Below are 16,516 nucleotides of genomic sequence, written 5' to 3' on the forward strand. Positions count from 1 at the left end.
CATGGTCTACATGAGCACATCCGGCGCCTTCGGGGTCGCGGTGACACCGTCGCCGCGCACGCTGCGCGCCGAACTGCTCAGGCTGTGCGCCCGCATCGGCTATTCGCCGCCCGCCGTCCTCTGACGAAGTCGCCCCGGCAGCTTGCCGGTTTGATTCCAGAGGAAAGAGCAAACCCATGACTTACCAGAACTATTCGCTGAAGCAGCTTCAGCAGATTGACGCCGCGCATCATCTGCATCCCTTCACCGACCACAAGGAATTGCGCGAGACCGGCTCGCGCATCATCACCCACGCCAACGGCCCGTTCATCTACGATGCCGACGGCACCGAAATACTCGACGGCATGGCCGGGCTGTGGTGCGTCAATGTCGGCTATGGCCGCGACGAGCTGGCGGACGCCGCTTACGCGCAGATGAAGGAATTGCCCTACTACAATTCCTTCTTCAAATGCTCGACGCCGACGCCCGTGCTGCTGTCGAAGAAGCTGGCCGAGCTGGCGCCCAAGGGCATCAGCCAGGTTTTCTACGGCTCCTCCGGCTCGGAGGCCAACGACACGGCGCTGCGGCTCGTGCGCCACTATTGGGTGCTGGAAGGCAAGCCGGAGAAGAACCGCATCATCTCGCGCAAGTCGGCCTATCACGGCTCGACCGTCGCCGGGACGTCGCTGGGCGGCATGGATTTGATGCACAAGCAGCTCGGCGGGGCGGTTCCCAACATCGTCCATGTCATGATGCCCTATGCTTATGAGTTGGCGCTGCCCGGCGAAAGCGACCATGATTTCGGCCTGCGCGCGGCCAAGGCCGTCGAGGACGCCATCCTCGAAGCCGGTGCCGACAAGGTGGCGGCCTTCATCGGCGAGCCGGTGATGGGCGCGGGCGGGGTGAAAATACCGCCGATGAGCTATTGGCCGGAAGTGCAGCGCATCTGCCGCAAATACGATGTGCTTTTGATGCTGGACGAGGTCATCACCGGCTATGGCCGCACCGGCGAATGGTTTGCGGCGCAGACCTTCGGCGTCGAGGCTGACACCATCACCACGGCCAAGGCACTGACCTCGGGCTATCAGCCGCTGTCGGCGCTGCTGGTCGGCGACCGTATCGCGGCGACGCTGGTCGAAAAGGGCGGCGAATTCTACCACGGCTATACCTATTCGGGTCACCCGGTGGCCTGCGCGGTGGCGCTGAAGAATCTCGAGATCATGGAGCGCGAAGGCTTGGTCGACAGGGTCAGGAACGACACCGGACCTTACTTCGCCCAGGCGCTGCAAGAGCGCATTGCCGGCCACGAACTGGTCGGCGAGGTGCGATCGATCGGGCTGATGGGCGCGATCGAGATCGTCAAGGACAAGGCGACCAAGGAGCGCTTCCTGCCGGCGGGCAGTGCCGCCGTCACCGTCCGCGACCACGCCATCGCGCAAGGCCTTATGCTGCGCGCCACCGGCGACACGATGATCCTGTCGCCGCCGCTGATCTGGACCCGCGCGACGATCGACATGGCTTGCGATCGCATCGCCAAAGCGCTGGATCTGGCGCAAGCGGATTTGCGCAAGAAGTAGATGGAACGAGCGCCGGGCGCCTTGCAAACAGGGCGCCCGGACTGTGCGCCTGCTTATCGTCAGGTCGACGGGGTCAGCGCACCGATCGTGCTGGTCAATAAAGGCCATGAGGCAATTCCGAACGCTGCAATCGGAATAATAATTCAGACCGAGCAGTATAGTACTGCAAAACGCAAAAACCGCGCTCCATAGGAACGCGGCTTTGCCAGATACGCATGGCATTTCGCCAACAATACACTTGCGAAACTTACGGGCTCCGGTACGCGAGACCTGATCCGGAGCGCCGGGCGGATGCGATATGTCCGCCTCGCCATCCGTTATATATAGGCACATCGTTACCGCCGGGTTATCGAGAGCTTAAGCAAATCTAAATTTGCAATTTTTCCGCGCAATAAAAATCGAGAAAAGCGCTGCCAAATTCGAAACTTATAGAGAACTGCCGCGAAGGAAATTTATGATGCCGGAAAAATCCGATCCGCCATTTCCCTGGGCGTTGAACAGCGCATAAAGCTGGGCCGCTTCGGCCCCCATTGGCGTCACCGCGCCGGCGCTTTGGGCCGCCTCCTGCGCCAGTTTCAGGTCCTTCAGCATGAGTGCTGCGGCAAAGCCCGGTTTGTAGTCGCGGTTGGCGGGTGAGGCCGGCACGGGACCCGGCACCGGGCAATAGGTGGTCAGCGACCAGCACTGGCCCGACGAGGTCGAGGCAACGTCGAACAGGGCCTGATGCGAGAGGCCGAGCTTTTCGGCCAGCACGAAGGCCTCTGCGACGCCGATCATCGAAATGCCGAGCATCATGTTATTGCAGATTTTGGCTGCCTGACCGGCGCCGTCGTCACCGCAATGGACGATGCGGCCTGCCATCGGCTTCAGGACCGGTTCGGCCTTGGCGAAGGCATCCTTGGCGCCGCCGGCCATGAAGGTCAGCGTTCCCGCAGCAGCACCGCCGGTGCCGCCGGAGACGGGGGCGTCGATCGAATGCAGCCCGTGCTTCCTTGCTACGGCATGCGCCTTGCGGGCCGACTCGACATCGATGGTCGAGGAATCAATGAACAGGGCGCCTGGTTTGGCCTTGAGTGCGATGTCCTCGTAGACCGAGAGCACGTGCTTGCCGGCGGGAAGCATGGTGATCACGACATCGGCGTCCTTCACCGCCGCCACGGCATTCGCCATGACAATGACGCCATGCTCGCGGGCGACGGTGAGGTTTTCCGGCATCAGGTCAAAGCCGTGCACCGCGTGCCCCGCCTTGACGAGATTGGCAGCCATCGGATTGCCCATATTACCCAAGCCGATGAAGGCGATCGTCGTCATTGTTCTCTCCTGGTCTTGCTGGCTTCAGCGGCCAATCAACGCCCGCGCGATGATGACGCGCATGATCTCGTTGGTGCCTTCGAGGATCTGGTGGACGCGCAGGTCGCGCACCAGTTTTTCGATACCGTAATCATGAAGATAGCCATAACCGCCATGCAGCTGCAGCGCCTCGTTGGCGACGTTGAAGCCGATGTCGGTGACGAAGCGCTTGGCCATGGCCGACCATTTGCCGGCATCCGACGCCTTGCGGTCGAGTTTCGAGGCGGCGGCGTAGAGAAAGATCCGCGCTGCCTGCAATTCGGTCTCCATGTCGGCCAACCTGAACTGCAGCGCCTGGAACTGGTTGATCTTCGAGCCGAAAGCCTTGCGCTCGGCGGTATAGGACAGCGCCTTGTCGAGCGCAGATTGCGCGCCGCCGAGCGAACAGGCAGCGATGTTGAGGCGGCCGCCATCAAGCCCGGCCATTGCGATGCCGAAACCGGCGCCTTCGCCCGACAGCAGGTTTGCGGCCGGCACCTTGCAGTCCTCGAAGATCACCTGGCGGGTCGACTGCATATGCCAGCCCATCTTGTGCTCGTTGGCGCCGAAGGACAGGCCGGGCGCATCCTTCGGCACGACGAAGGTGGAAATGCCTTTCGGCCCGTCGGCGCCGGTGCGCGCCATGACGACATAGAGGTCGCTGTCGCCGGCCCCGGAGATGAACTGCTTGGCGCCGTTAAGCACATAGTCGTCGCCGCTCTTCACCGCGCGCGTCTTCAGCGCCGCGGCATCCGAGCCTGAGCCCGGCTCGGTCAGGCAGTAGCTCGCCAGCCATTCCATCGAGGTCAGCTTCGGCAGGAAGCGTTGGCGCTGCTCGTCGTCGCCGAAGCGGTCGATCATCGACGCCGCCATATTGTGGATAGAGATGAAGGAGGAAAACGCCGGATCGGCGTGCGACAGTGCCTCGAAGATCAGCACGGCGTCGAGCCGGCCGAGCGCCGAGCCGCCGACATCGTCCCTGACATAGATGCCGCCAAGGCCAAGCGGGCCGGTCTCGCGGATTACATCGGCGGGAAAGTGTCTTGCCCGGTCCCATTCGAGCGCATTGGGCGCAACGCGATCGGCGGCGAAGGCCTGTGCCATCTCCTGGATGGCGCGCTGCTCCTCATTGAGTTCGAACTGACTGGTGCTCGCATCGACCGCGGCGTCCATGGCGTGCTCCCTGTGTTTCCCCAGCTGGGGTTGGCTTGCTGGCCTGTTGTTTTTGGCTTTGCGCGCCGCTCAATCTAGACCAATGATGCCGCCGCGCAACCCGGCTCGCCGCGCAGCCGCTGTGCATGAATGGATCAACGGAGCATTGCGTGCCGACACATTTCGACGAATTGCTCGACCGCTTCCATGCCTATCTCCGGGGCGTGGATAACGCGCTGGTGCGGGACGCCGTGACCCGGATCGGCTGGAATATGACGGCGCGCGTGCTCGAAGCGCATCCGCTGCCTTGCCTTGGTCTGCTCGACCGCATTGTCGAACTGGCGCCGCCGGACCCGCAGCCTCTGGTGCAACTGCTGGCGGAGCGTCGTGACGATCTGTGCTGGGGGCAGACCTACAACGCGAGCGATTTTGGTGAAGCGTTCTTGCAAAAATACGGCTGGCTGGAGGTGTTTGGCACGCGCGGCCATTTCGCCAATGAAGAGGTCGCGGCCGGATTGCTGATCCTGGGACCCGGCATCACCTATCCCGACCATCATCACATTGCCGAGGAGATCTACATTCCGCTGACCGGCGGCACCGAATGGCGCATGGGCGAGGGCGGCTTTCACATCCGCCAGGCGGGCGAAATTATCCATCACGCCTCCAATGTCAGCCATGCCATGCGCACCGGCAGCGAACCGTTGCTGGCGCTCTACATCTGGCGCGGCGGGCCGCTGTCGCAGAAGTCGACCGTTTCCGGCGCGCAGGGCAGGGGCTGAGCATGGCCAAGGCGATCATGCTGCAAGGCACGGGTTCGGATGTCGGCAAGACGGTGCTGGTGGCGGGGCTCTGCCGCGCGGCCAGGAGTCGCGGGCTGAAAGTCAGGCCGTTCAAGCCGCAGAACATGTCGAACAATGCCGCCGTCGCCGACATTCCGGGCGACGACCGCCCCGGCGGCGGCGAGATTGGCCGTGGGCAATGGCTGCAAGCGCTGGCGTGTGGTGTTCAGCCGACCGTGCATATGAATCCGGTGCTGCTCAAACCCCAGAGCGACATCGGTTCGCAGGTGATCGTGCAAGGCAAGGTGTTCGGCGAGGCGCGAGCGCGCGACTACCAGACAATGAAAGCGGGGCTGATGGACGCCGTGCTGGAGTCCTGGACGAAGGTCGGTGAGGGCGCCGATCTGGTCGTCGTCGAGGGCGCCGGATCGCCGGCCGAAATCAACCTGCGCAGCCGCGACATCGCCAATATGGGCTTTGCCACACGCGCCGACGTGCCGGTGATTCTGGTCGGCGACATCGACCGCGGTGGCGTCATCGCTTCGGTCGCCGGCACGCATCTGATCCTGCCGGAGGAAGACAGGCGCATGATCGTCGGCTACCTCATCAATAAGTTCCGCGGCGATGTCTCGCTGTTCGACGACGGCATCCGGTCGATCGAAAGCTTCACCGGCTGGCGCTGCTTTGGCGTCGTGCCGTGGCTGAAGGCGGCGGCGCGATTGCCTTCGGAGGATTCGGTCGTGCTCGAACGCCTGGCATCGGGCGAGAAGCGGGCGTTGAAGGTCGCCGTGCCGATGCTTGGCCGCATCGCCAATTTCGACGACCTCGACCCGCTCAAGGCCGAGCCGCAGGTCGAAGTGGTGTTCGTGCCGCCAGGGCAGCGCTTGCCGGAGGATGCCGGCCTGGTGGTCATTCCCGGTTCCAAATCGACGATCGGGGATCTCATGAAATTCCGCGAGAATGGCTGGGATCGCGATCTCCTCGCGCACCGCAAACGCGGCGGCCATATCGTCGGCATTTGCGGCGGTTTCCAGATGCTCGGCCGCCTGGTGCGCGATCCCGATGGCATCGAGGGCAGCGTCACCGAGGCGGAAGGTCTTGGTCTGCTCGACATCGAGACGGTGATGGAACCGGAAAAGACGGTGCGCAATGTCAGCGCGCGCTCGGTGCCGTTCGGCTTGGCGCTCGAGGGCTACGAAATCCATCTCGGCCGCACCACCGGGCCGGACATGGCGCGGCCGTCGGCTGTGATCAACGGCATCGACGACGGTGCCATTTCCGCCGATGGCAAGGTTTTTGGCAGCTATCTGCACGGCCTGTTTTCCGCCGACGCTTTCCGGGCGAGATTCCTGGAAAGCCTCGGCGTGAAAGGCGGCGGCGTCGACTATCGGGCGGACGTGGAAAACGCTCTGGACGAGATCGCAGCCGAACTGGAGCGCCATCTCGATTGCGATGCGATTTTTGGGTTAGCGAGGTAGGGCCGCCCATCGTTTCGTCATCCTCGGGTCTGCGCGTCCGCTTTGCTTCATGGTCATCCTTCCGCGCGGAAGAGCCTAACAGACCATGCATCCAAAGCAAAAGCGCCCGGCTTTGACCGGGCGCTTCGAATGCAGAAGTCGCGGGTGCCTAGGCGCCGCGCATCAGGCAGGCGGCGGCAAGCACGATGTATGCGATGAGGACAATCCACACCGCAGCCAGAGGAATGAACGCAAGAACGCCAAGCGCGGCGAGCACGCCGATGATGGCGATAACTAGGGATATGATGAAAACAAGCTGAGTGGGTGCACTAAGATTCATGTGTGGTCCCTCCAACATGATTCGTACAACGGCACTCTATCAGGCGTGAGGCTTATACACCAATCAGCTGGCGCAATGGGTTCGCCGGGTCGGCCAGCAGCTTCACCGCCAGCGACAGGCAGATGATCACCAGCAGCGGCTTGATCAGCCGGGCGCCGATGCGGATGGCAAGGCTGGCGCCGAGCCGGGCGCCGAGGAACTGGGCGACGCCCATCATCAGCCCGATCTTCCAGTAGACGACGCCGGCGACGGCAAAGACGATGAAGCCGCCAATGTTGAAGGCGAAATTGAGCAGCTTGGTGTGTGCCGTCGCCTTGAGCACGCCGAAGCCGGCAAGGCTGACGAAGGCCAGCATATAGAAGGAGCCGGCTCCCGGCCCGAACAGCCCGTCATAGAAGCCGACCAAAGGGGCGATGACCAGCCCGAACAGGAAGTGCGACAGGCGCTCGGCGCGGTCGACATCGTTCATGTTGGGTTTCACGGCGAAGTAGATCGCGATGGCGATCAAAAGCAGCGGCAGCAGCGCTCGCAGGAGATCACCCGGCACGAATGCCGCCAGCAAGGCGCCGACGGCACTGCCGGCAAGGGCCAGAAGCGCCGATGGCAGCTGTCGGCGCAGATCGACATGGCCATTCATGGCGTAGTGGATGGTCGCCGAAGCGGTGCCGAAAATGCCCTGCAGCTTGTTGGTTCCAAGTGCTGCGACCGGCGGGAAGCCGGCAAGCAGCAGGGCCGGGATGGTGATCAGCCCGCCGCCGCCGGCTATCGAATCGACAAAGCCGGCTGCAAAAGCGGCCAAGGCAAGCATGATGACGGTCTGGGTGGCGAGGTCGAGCATCGGGATTTTCTGAACATTCCGGCGGGAAAGGTGGTGCCGCGCCTTCTCATGGCCATCCGGTTTGCGCAAGGCCGATTCCGCGCTACGTCCATCCAAGCGCGTTGCGCTTGGATTTCCTGTGGTGCATGTCATTATCTCAGTACCGCTGCGCAGTTTTGGGTCATGTGCGCTGGGCGGGCTCGGGAAAGGGACACTGTTGGCGATGGCATTGCTCGACCAGATACGCTCGATCTTCGATGGTGACCCCGGCGTGCGCAAGGTTGCCGACGACCCTGTGCTGTCGGCGGAGCTCTTGATGCTGTTTCGCATGATCCTGGCCGACGGCTCGGTTTCGGAGAGCGAGATGGTCGCCTTCCGGCGCATCTGCAAGGACGCCTTCGGCATCCCGGAAACCAGCATCGACGCGGTCATCGAATATCTCAATGATTTCGGCTACGAGACCAACGGTTCGCAAGCCATTGCGCTGTTCCGCGATCTCGATGTCGAACGGCGCAAGTTGCTGGCGCTCCACATGGCGGAGATCGCCAAAGCCGATTCCAAACTGGCCGAGAGCGAAGTGCGGCTGTTGCGCCGCACGCTCGATTTGCTCGACATCAGCCCGGTCGATGTGGTGAAGCCGGAGGAGTGAGGCAGACCAGGGGCAACGGCCGCCCAGCCGGGTCCCCGCTGCTTCGCAGCGTCCCAGCGTTTGTGACCTTTCATCGTGCCACTGGCACGATGAATTCGCTGCGCGAACCGGTCACTTACCCCTGTTCCTGCATACGGCGAGCGATCGCCCGATGCAGATCGGGCGCAGCCGCGACCAGCGCCCTGGCCGCCTCCGACTGCGGATGATCGAGCACGTCACCGGTCTTGCCGCGCTCGACGATCCTGCCGTCATGCATGACCAGCACCTCATCGGTGATGGCGCGGGCGACGGTCAAATCGTGGGTGATGAAGAGATAGCCGATGCCGAGCTTCTGGTTGAGCTCTGCGAACAGGTCGAGGATCTGGGCGCGGATCGAGACGTCGAGCGCCGAGACCGGCTCGTCGGCGACGACCAGCTTCGGCCTAGTGATGATGGCGCGGGCGATCGACAGGCGCTGGCGCTGGCCGCCGGAAAACTCATGCGGATATTTGTCCATGTCGCTGGTGCCGAGGCCGACCTCGTGCAGCGCATGCGCCACCATCTCGCGCCGCTCAGCCGGTGTCGGCTTCGTCTCCAGTACATGCAGCGGCTCGGCGACCAGTTTTACGACCTTCTGGCGCGGGTCGAAAGAGCCGTAGGGATCCTGGAACACCACCTGCATGTCGCGCCGCGCGGCTTTGAGCTCCGCCTCGCTTTTGCCGGTGATAGTCTCGCCGCGAAAGCGGATCGTTCCCGATGTCGATTTGTCGAGCGCCAGGATCATGCGGGCAAGCGTTGACTTGCCGCACCCGGAGCGGCCGACCAGCGCCACCGATTGGCCCGGCGCCAGCGACAAGGACACGTCGTCGACGGCGCGGATTGGAGCCGCTGACTTGAACAGGGAGGTGCGCCGGCCCGGATAGTCCCGTGTCACGCCTTCGACCTCAAGCAGCGGTTTGCCCTGGCCGGCGGCGTGAACCTTGGCGCGCGCGGGCACGTGCATGGAGGCCAGCGCCAGCTGGCGCGTGTAGGGATGCAGCTGTTCCGACAGCGTGCGTGCGGTGTCGCCGGCTTCCATCACCTCGCCATGGCGCAGAATGGTGATGCGGTCGGCCATTTCGGTGACGACCGCGAGATCGTGCGAGATCAACAGCAGGCCCATTCGGTTTTCGCTGACAAGGCCGCGCAAGAGGTCGAGGATCTGCGCCTGCAGCACCACGTCGAGCGCCGTGGTCGGCTCGTCGGCGATGAGCAGCTTGGGTTTCAATGCGCAGGCAATGGCGATGACGACGCGCTGGCGCTGGCCGCCCGACAGTTCGTGCGGATAGCGCGACAGCGGGAATTTGGCCTCCGGCAGGCCAACGCGGTCGAGCATTTTGCGCGCGCGGTCTTCGGCGTCGGCACGGCTTGCCCTAGTGTGCCAGCGTATGCCTTCGGCGACCTGCTCGCCGATGGTCTTGACGGGGTTGAGCGCCGTCATCGGCTCCTGGAACACCATGCCGATGTCGTCGCCGCGCAGCGCGCACATCTGGTCCTCGGTTGCGGCCAGAATATCGATGCCGTCGAAGGTCACGCGGCCGGTGGCGCGCGCCGCATGCGGCAGAAGCTGCATGATGGTCAGCGCCGTCATCGATTTGCCGGAACCGGATTCACCGACCAGGCCCATCACCTCGCCGGGCGCGACGGAGAGCTCGACCCCTTTCAGGATCGGCGTGTCGCCGACGGCCAGCGACAGGTTCTCGATCTGCAGCAGGCTCATCGCTGCCGCCGCGATTTCGGGTCGAGTATGTCGGCGATGCCGTCACCGAGCAGATTGAGCCCAAGCACGGTGATGACGATGGCCATGCCGGGGAAGATCGCCATCCAAGGCGCCACCACCATGCGCGTCTGCGCGTCGAACAGCATGCGGCCCCAGCTCGGCATTGGCGGCTGGGCGCCGAGGCCGACATAGGAGAGACCGGCTTCGGCCAAAATGCCGAGCGCGAACTGGATGGTGCCTTGCACCAGAAGCAGCGTGGCGATGTTGGGCAGCACGTGCTCGATTGTAATCTGCGTCTTGCTCTTGCCGGCGGCGCGCGCGGCGAGAATGAACTCGCGTGGCCAGATCGCCAGCGCGCCGGCGCGGGCGACGCGCGCAAACACCGGGATGTTGAAGATGCCGATGGCGATGATGGCGTTGATCGCGCCCGGTCCGAAGATGGCGGTGATCATGATCGCCGACAGCAGCGCCGGGAAGGCGAAGACGAGGTCGTTCAGCCGCATCAGCGCCTCGTCGACCAACCCGCCGCGCGCCGCGGCGAAGGCGCCGAGCGGCACGCCGACGCCCATGCCGATGCCGACCGCGACCAGCGCCACGGCGATCGAGTTGCGGGCGCCGACCATGATCATCGACAGGATGTCGCGGCCGAAATGATCGGTGCCGAACCAGTGCGCCGCAGAGGGCGCGAGCGTCTTGTCCGAGATCACCAGTTTGGTCACGTCGTAGGGCGTCCAGACGTAGGAGATGACCGCTATTGCAGCCACCAGCACCGTGATGGCGAAGCCGATGAGGAAGGAGCGGTTGCGGAAGGCCTTGGCCAGAATGCTGCCCAACGTCTCCTGCGGGATGTCGATGTGCAGCGTCATTGCCGGCCTCGAAGGCGCGGATCGACGATGGCGTAGGAGACGTCGACGACGAGGTTAACGGCAATGACGGCGACGACCAGCAGCATGACGATGCTTTCGACGACGATCAGGTCGCGCTGAGTGATCGCCTGGAACACCAGCCGTCCGAGGCCGGGGAGATAAAAGACGTTCTCGATGATGATGGTGCCGGCGAGCAGGAAGGCGAATTGCAGGCCCAGAATGGTCAGAACCGGGATCATCGCGTTGCGCAGCGCGTGCCGCCATAGTACGGCACGATAGCGCAGGCCCTTGGCGCGGGCGGTGCGGATATAATCCTCGTTCAGCACCTCGAGCAGCGCGGAGCGGGCAACGCGCGCCAAGATCGCCGCCTGCGGCAGCGCAAGTGCTACGGCCGGCAGCAGCAGCGATTTCAGCGCCGGCCAGACACCGGCGCTCCAGCCGGGAAAGCCGCCGGCCGGCACCAGCCGCAGCCAGACGGCAAAGAGGTAGATCAGCATCAGCGCGAACCAGAAGTTCGGGATGGCGACGCCGAGTTGGGCGGCGCCCATGGCGACGGTGTCGCCGGCCCGCCCGCGCCGGCTGGCGGAATAGAGCCCGACCGGGATGGCAATGATGGTCGACAGCGCCAGCGCCATCAGCGCCAGCGGCAGGGAAACCGCCATGCGCTCGCGGACAAGATCGATGACCGGCACCGAATAAGTGTAGGAGCGGCCGAAATCGAGGCTGAGCAGGCCGCCGACCCAGTGGAGGTAGCGCAGGAGAAGCGGCTCGTTGAGGCCCATCTGGTTGCGCAGGAGCTCGACCTGCTCGGCGCTGGCGTTGAGGCCGAGCATCAGCCGCGCCGGGTCGCCAGGCAGGATTTCGAGCACGGCGAAGACGACCATCGAGGCCAGGATCAAGGTGGCGATGGCAATCGCGAGGCGTTTGAGGAGGTAGGCGGTCATGGTGGAGGGAATGGTGCGTTGCCAAGTGCGATGACTGAGCAAAGGCAGCGTTCTGTCACACCCCCCTCTGTCCTGCCGGACCCGGCCCTTCGCTGTCGCTTCGGGCGTTCGTTGTTCGGAAAGCCAAGCAGTTGGCTTTCCGTCCGCTGCGCGGACCACTCCTCACCCCCCGCAAGGGGGGAGATCAGCAGTTTCTGTGTCGTCGACCAGCGTTCAACGTTCGCGATAGGCGAAAGCGGAGACGAGAGCCCAATCTCCCCCCTTGCGGGGGAGATGCCCGGCGGGGCAGAGGGGGGTGTGACGGAGCGCAAACGCCGCCCTTTGGCCCGCCGCCTCAATCCGCCCACTTCACCTTGGTCAGGTCATTCGCCTGGATCGGCGCGTTTTCCCACAGGCCCTGCAGCTTGGCGTCCCAGACGCCGACCTTCGGCAGTTCATAGAGGAAGCCGACCACGGCGTCGTCGGCCAGGATCTTCTGTGCTTCGCCGAGCAGCGTGTTGCGCTTGGCGTCGTCGGAGGTGAGGTTCAGCTCGGCGATGATCTTGTCGAAGGCGGGGTTGTCGTAGTTGAAGTAGTAGTCCTCGCGCGAGTAGATATCGATGTCGTTGGGCTCGGTGTGGGAGACGATGGTCAGGTCGTAATCCTTCTTGGTGAACACCTGATCCAGCCACTGCGCCCATTCGACCGGAATGATTTCCAGGTCGATGCCGACGTCGCGCAGCTGCGAGGCGATGATCTCGCCGCCAAGCCGTGCATAGGAAGGCGGCGGCAGTTTCAGCGTCGCCTTGATGCCGTTTTCGAAGCCGGCTTGCTTCAGCAGCTCCTTGGCCTTGTCGACATTGTGCGGGTACAGGCCGGTGAGGTCGACATAGGCCTTGCTGGCGGGCGACATGTGCGAGCCGATCGGCACGCCGAGGCCGGCCGAGGCGCCGTCGATGATCGCCTTGCGGTCGAGCGCGAAGGCAATTGCCTGCCGCACCTCGAGCTTGTCGAAAGGCGGCTTCTTGTTGTTGATCGCCAGAATGGTCTCGCCCTCAGTCGAGCCGATCACCACCTTGAAGCGCGGATCGTCTTTGACCTGCGCGACGCTGTCGGGATCGAAGAAAGGGAAAGCCTGGATGTCGCCGGAGAGCAGCGCCGGCACGGCGGCAGCGGCGTCGGGAACGATGCGGAACTCGGCCTTGTCGAGGAACACCGGGGCGCCCCAGTAAGTGTCCGATTTCACCAGCGTGATCGACGAGCCCTTGGCCCAGCTCTGGAATTTGAACGGGCCGGTGCCGATGGGCTTTTCCTTGTTGGTGTCGGCGCTCTCGGGCGCCACAATCACCGCGTCGCCCCAGCCCAGATTGTAGAGGAACGACCCCTGCGGGTTCTTCAGCGTCACCTTGACCGTCGTCGGATCGATGACTTCGACCGTATCGATGGAGGCGAACAGGGCTTTTTGCGCGTTGACCGAATTGTCGGCGCGGGCGCGGTCGAGCGAGAACTTCACGTCGCCGGCGTCGAAATCGCTGCCGTCATGGAATTTGACGCCGGTGTGCAGCTTGAAGGTGTAGACCTTGCCATCGTCGGAAATGGCCCAGCTCTCGGCAAGGTCGGGCAGCACTTCGCCATTCGGACCGATGCGGGTCAGGCCCTCGAAGACGTTGGCGTAGAGCACTTCGTCGATCGCCGCGGCAGCACCGGCGGTCGGATCGAGATGTGGCGGCTCGAGCGTAATGCCGATCACCAGGTCGGTGCGTGCGGCAAATGCCTGACTGCCGGCCAGTGCCAGCACCGTGGCGGCAAGAATGGTTTTCCACAATTTCATCGTGCAACTCCCAAATGCTCGAACCCTGGTACGATAGAAGCGTGATTTCGAGGTGGAGTAAATTGCGTTTCGTGCTCTGCAGCGGCGCGGGGAGGAATGTTTTTTCAGCGAAGTCGATGGTTCAGTCCGCGGCCGTGCCCCTAAGCAGCACATTCAGCCCGATCGCCATCACCTTGGCCGACTCCACCATATCAGAGATACCGACCCATTCGTCGGGCCGGTGGGCGAGGTCCAAAATGCCCGGGCCATAGGCGATGCAATCATAGATGTGGCCGATGCGGGCGATGTGCTTCTGGTCGTAAGTGCCTGGTGAAATGACATAATCCGGCTCACGGTCGAAGATCGCCATGATGCCTTGCGCCACCGCCTTGACCACCGGCGCGTCGCGCTCGGTCATCAGCGGCAGCACCTCCATCAGGTCGCGAATCTCGTAGTCGAACTTTTTGCGCTCGCGCTTCAGCCGGTCGAGGATATCGGTCACCTCGCTCTTGACCGTGGCAAGGTCCTCCTCGAGCAGGAAGCGGCGGTCGATGGTCAGCCGGCAGGCGTCGGGCACGTTGGGTGAGGGCAGGCCGGGGCGGAAATCCTCGGTCTGGCCGCCATGGATCGAGTTGATGTTCATGGTCGAGCGCTTTGCGCCTTCGGGCACGACAGGCATGCGCGTCACCTTGCGGTCGAGCGCCGGAAACAGTTCATCCTCGAAGGCCTGCAGCACGGCGCCCATGTGGCGCACGGCATTGTCGCCGAGGAACGGCATCGAGCCATGCGCGATCTCGCCCTTGGTCTCGATCTCCGCCCACCAGACGCCGCGATGGCCAAGACAGATGCGGTCCTTGTTCAGCGGCTCGGGGATGATGACGTGGTCGACCTTGGGTTTCGAGAAATAGCCAAGCTTCGCCAGATGGGCGACGCCGCCGAAGCCGCCGGACTCTTCATCGACGGTGCCGGAGATTTCGATGGCGCCAGGAAAGTCGGGGAATACCTCCATGAAGGCTTCCGCCGCGATGATCGAGGCAGCCATGCCCCCTTTCATGTCGCAGGCGCCGCGCCCGTAGACCTTGCCGTCCTTCACCACGCCGGCAAAGGGATCGACGCTCCAGCCCTCGCCGGCTTCGACCACATCGATGTGCGAGTTGAAATGGACGCAGGCTCCAGGCGAGCGGCCGTCGAAGCGGGCGACGACATTGACGCGGGGATAGCGGTCGGTGTCGCCGGGCGTGCCTTCGGCGCGGATGAATTCGGTTTCGAAGCCAAGCCTGCCTAGGCGCGCACCGATATGTTCGGCGCAGGGGCGATAGGCTTCGCCAGGCGGGTTGATGGTCGGGAAGCGGATCAGGTCGGCGGTCAGTGCGACCAGGTCATCAACACGGGCGTCTATCGCTTTGAAGAGTCGTTTGTTCATTCCCGGATTTGAGCAGGCAAGGGGGTGGTTTTGCAAGCATCGCGCCACTGGCGCCGAAACTTCGTGTCGCAGCGGCAACTATGGCGGAAAATCGTTCAAATTCGCTGCTTTAGATTGGCGAATTTATCAAGGAGTGTGTGTTAGATCACTCACCTGTCGTTAAAAAGATGAAAAACCGCGTGATGACAGGGCAGGCAAGGGGCATCAAAGGGGTTTGATCTCATGACTAAAATCGTTCTCATGGCAGCTGCTTTTGCGGCGATGCTGTTCGGCACGTCCATCGAAAGCAGGGCTGCCTCGCTGGTGGCCAGCATCGACGTCTCGTCGCAGACCATGACCGTCAGCCAATACGGCCAGGTGCTTTATCGCTGGAGCGTGTCGACCGCCCGCAGTGGCTATTTCACGCCGCGCGGCACCTATCGGCCGCAACGCACGGCGCGGATGTGGTATTCGAAGAAATACCACATGTCGCCAATGCCTTACTCGGTGTTCTTCCATGGCGGCTACGCCATCCACGGCACCGGCGCGGTCAGGCAGCTAGGGCGTCCGGCATCGCATGGCTGCGTGCGGCTGCACACCGCCAATGCCGCGATGTTCTATGCGATGGTGCGCGAAGTCGGCTTCGGCAATACGCGGATCGTTGTGACGAACTGAGGCTTTCGACGACTTAAGATTGACGCTGCCCCTGGCCGGTGGCGTTGGCCTGTCCGCGCCGGCGGCGACGCCGGCCTGAGATTTCCCACCTTTTGTGGAACCACATCCACTGTCCCGGATCTTCGCGCACCCAGCGCTCGACCACGTCGGCGAGCAGTTGGGTGGTGGCCGCGACATCGACGCTGCCGCTTTCATTGCGCGGCAAGGTCAGCTTGTCCTCGATCTCGAGGCGGAAGCGGTTGCCTGGCAGCCGCACACATCGCGCCGGATAGACGTCGCAATCATAGTGACGGGCGAGCATGCCCAGAACCGGATTGCTCTGGCATGGGCGATTAAAGAAGATCGTCTCCAGTCCGCTGGAGAATTTCTGGTCGACCAAAACGCCGATATTGCCGCCTTTCTCCAGAATCGACGCCAACGCGAAGGAGGCGCCGGTCGAAGACGGCAGCAAGGCGCCCATGCTCGAACGCCGCGTCGAATGGATATAATCGGCGAGGTAGGGATTGTTCGGCGGACGAAACAGCGCCGTGATCTTCATGCCGAACGTCGCGGCAGCCACCGGCAGCAATTCAAAATTGCCGAGATGGCCGGTGAACAGGATATGCGGTTTGTCCTCGCCAGCTATCTGATGGAAATGATCGGCGCCACCGACTTCGACGCGGCCGGGCGTCGCTGCGTTCGGATCATAGTCGAAGAGGGCGTCAAGAAAGATGTATTCGGCGGCGAGCCGGGCCATGTTGCCCCACATGTCGGAGGCGATGGCCTCGATCTCGACATCGCTCTTTTCGGGATAGGCAAGGCGCAGATTGTTGATGGCGACACGGTGGCGCCCGACCCACGGACCGATGCGCCGTGCCGCCCGGTCGGCGAAATTGAGCGCCCTGTCCGCGGGCAAGAGGCGCAGCAGCGAGATGATCGTCATCGCCACGCGCGCCACCAGCCAGTGCTCCATCTGGCGCAGTCTTCGGCCATAGCGGAACATGAAGTCCCGGCGGGCTTTCTTGAACACCTTGCCGACCATAG

At 63.4% G+C, this 16,516-nt stretch carries 16 protein-coding genes; 6 read left to right on the plus strand and 10 right to left on the minus strand.

Translation table 11 applies throughout. The annotated features are described in order from the left end of the window. The first annotated feature begins 1 nt into the window (after position 1). Together NKI05_RS04315 and NKI05_RS04320 are read left to right on the plus strand one after the other, a co-directional pair. Positions 2 to 124 carry a hypothetical protein gene (locus NKI05_RS04315; protein WP_023670422.1) on the plus strand — a complete coding sequence of 41 codons (123 nt, stop codon included), beginning with the start codon at positions 2 to 4 and terminating at the stop codon, positions 122 to 124. A 52-nt stretch (positions 125 to 176) separates the two neighbouring features. Next, on the plus strand, positions 177 to 1,556 hold the full coding sequence (locus NKI05_RS04320) for an aspartate aminotransferase family protein (RefSeq protein ID WP_023670423.1): 1,380 nt from the start codon (positions 177 to 179) through the stop codon (positions 1,554 to 1,556). A gap of 426 nt (positions 1,557 to 1,982) precedes the next feature. Here the strand turns inward: NKI05_RS04320 and mmsB are convergent, their stop codons facing one another. Both mmsB and NKI05_RS04330 read right to left on the minus strand, forming a co-directional pair. Beyond that, entirely contained in the window at positions 1,983 to 2,867 is an 885-nt protein-coding gene (mmsB, locus tag NKI05_RS04325; protein ID WP_023815486.1) for a 3-hydroxyisobutyrate dehydrogenase, read from the minus strand. A gap of 24 nt (positions 2,868 to 2,891) precedes the next feature. Continuing rightward, entirely contained in the window at positions 2,892 to 4,058 is a 1,167-nt protein-coding gene (locus NKI05_RS04330; protein ID WP_023815485.1) for an isobutyryl-CoA dehydrogenase, read from the minus strand. A gap of 149 nt (positions 4,059 to 4,207) precedes the next feature. Between NKI05_RS04330 and NKI05_RS04335 the strand changes: the two genes are divergently transcribed. Further along, the gene (locus tag NKI05_RS04335; protein ID WP_023815484.1) at positions 4,208 to 4,816 is read left to right on the plus strand and encodes a dimethylsulfonioproprionate lyase family protein; all 609 of its coding nucleotides are present in this window, start codon (positions 4,208 to 4,210) and stop codon (positions 4,814 to 4,816) included. A 2-nt stretch (positions 4,817 to 4,818) separates the two neighbouring features. Beyond that, entirely contained in the window at positions 4,819 to 6,294 is a 1,476-nt protein-coding gene (locus NKI05_RS04340) for a cobyric acid synthase (RefSeq protein ID WP_352792193.1), read from the plus strand. Between the two features lie 148 nt (positions 6,295 to 6,442). Here the strand turns inward: NKI05_RS04340 and NKI05_RS04345 are convergent, their stop codons facing one another. Together NKI05_RS04345 and NKI05_RS04350 are read right to left on the minus strand one after the other, a co-directional pair. Beyond that, on the minus strand, positions 6,443 to 6,613 hold the full coding sequence (locus NKI05_RS04345; RefSeq protein WP_023670429.1) for a hypothetical protein: 171 nt from the start codon (positions 6,611 to 6,613) through the stop codon (positions 6,443 to 6,445). Positions 6,614 to 6,665: 52 nt separating this feature from the next. Beyond that, positions 6,666 to 7,451, minus strand: coding sequence for a TSUP family transporter (locus tag NKI05_RS04350; RefSeq protein ID WP_352792194.1), 786 nt, complete (start codon positions 7,449 to 7,451; stop codon positions 6,666 to 6,668). Positions 7,452 to 7,647: 196 nt separating this feature from the next. Between NKI05_RS04350 and NKI05_RS04355 the strand changes: the two genes are divergently transcribed. Further along, the gene (locus NKI05_RS04355; RefSeq protein ID WP_023688142.1) at positions 7,648 to 8,079 is read left to right on the plus strand and encodes a TerB family tellurite resistance protein; all 432 of its coding nucleotides are present in this window, start codon (positions 7,648 to 7,650) and stop codon (positions 8,077 to 8,079) included. Between the two features lie 115 nt (positions 8,080 to 8,194). Here NKI05_RS04355 and NKI05_RS04360 read toward each other — a convergent pair whose 3' ends face one another. The 5 genes from NKI05_RS04360 to NKI05_RS04380 all read right to left on the minus strand — a co-directional run bounded on the left by NKI05_RS04360 (position 8,195) and on the right by NKI05_RS04380 (position 14,839). Further along, positions 8,195 to 9,817 carry an ABC transporter ATP-binding protein gene (locus NKI05_RS04360; protein ID WP_023815482.1) on the minus strand — a complete coding sequence of 541 codons (1,623 nt, stop codon included), beginning with the start codon at positions 9,815 to 9,817 and terminating at the stop codon, positions 8,195 to 8,197. Further along, positions 9,814 to 10,683 (minus strand): ABC transporter permease, encoded by an 870-nt coding sequence (locus NKI05_RS04365; RefSeq protein ID WP_023688144.1) that lies wholly within the window; start codon positions 10,681 to 10,683, stop codon positions 9,814 to 9,816. The genes NKI05_RS04360 and NKI05_RS04365 overlap by 4 nt, the downstream gene beginning before the upstream one ends. Further along, complete coding sequence (locus NKI05_RS04370) at positions 10,680 to 11,627, minus strand: ABC transporter permease (RefSeq protein WP_023815481.1); 948 nt, start codon at positions 11,625 to 11,627, stop codon at positions 10,680 to 10,682. The genes NKI05_RS04365 and NKI05_RS04370 overlap by 4 nt, the downstream gene beginning before the upstream one ends. A 334-nt stretch (positions 11,628 to 11,961) precedes the next feature. Further along, positions 11,962 to 13,437, minus strand: coding sequence for an ABC transporter substrate-binding protein (locus tag NKI05_RS04375; RefSeq protein ID WP_023815480.1), 1,476 nt, complete (start codon positions 13,435 to 13,437; stop codon positions 11,962 to 11,964). A gap of 121 nt (positions 13,438 to 13,558) precedes the next feature. Further along, a complete protein-coding gene (locus tag NKI05_RS04380) occupies positions 13,559 to 14,839 on the minus strand; it encodes an acetylornithine deacetylase/succinyl-diaminopimelate desuccinylase family protein (RefSeq protein ID WP_352792195.1) in 1,281 nt (426 codons plus the stop codon). 222 nt (positions 14,840 to 15,061) lie between these two features. Between NKI05_RS04380 and NKI05_RS04385 the strand changes: the two genes are divergently transcribed. Continuing rightward, positions 15,062 to 15,493, plus strand: a complete 432-nt coding sequence (locus NKI05_RS04385; protein ID WP_023681747.1) for a L,D-transpeptidase — start codon at positions 15,062 to 15,064, stop codon at positions 15,491 to 15,493. A 13-nt stretch (positions 15,494 to 15,506) separates the two neighbouring features. On the opposite strand, the gene NKI05_RS04390 is transcribed toward NKI05_RS04385, so the two are convergent. Then, the gene (locus NKI05_RS04390; RefSeq protein ID WP_031196351.1) at positions 15,507 to 16,514 is read right to left on the minus strand and encodes a lipid A biosynthesis lauroyl acyltransferase; all 1,008 of its coding nucleotides are present in this window, start codon (positions 16,512 to 16,514) and stop codon (positions 15,507 to 15,509) included. Positions 16,515 to 16,516: the final 2 nt, after the last annotated feature.

The sequence above is a fragment of the Mesorhizobium sp. M0771 genome, from assembly GCF_040320155.1.
In the GTDB taxonomy this organism is placed as follows: domain Bacteria; phylum Pseudomonadota; class Alphaproteobacteria; order Rhizobiales; family Rhizobiaceae; genus Mesorhizobium.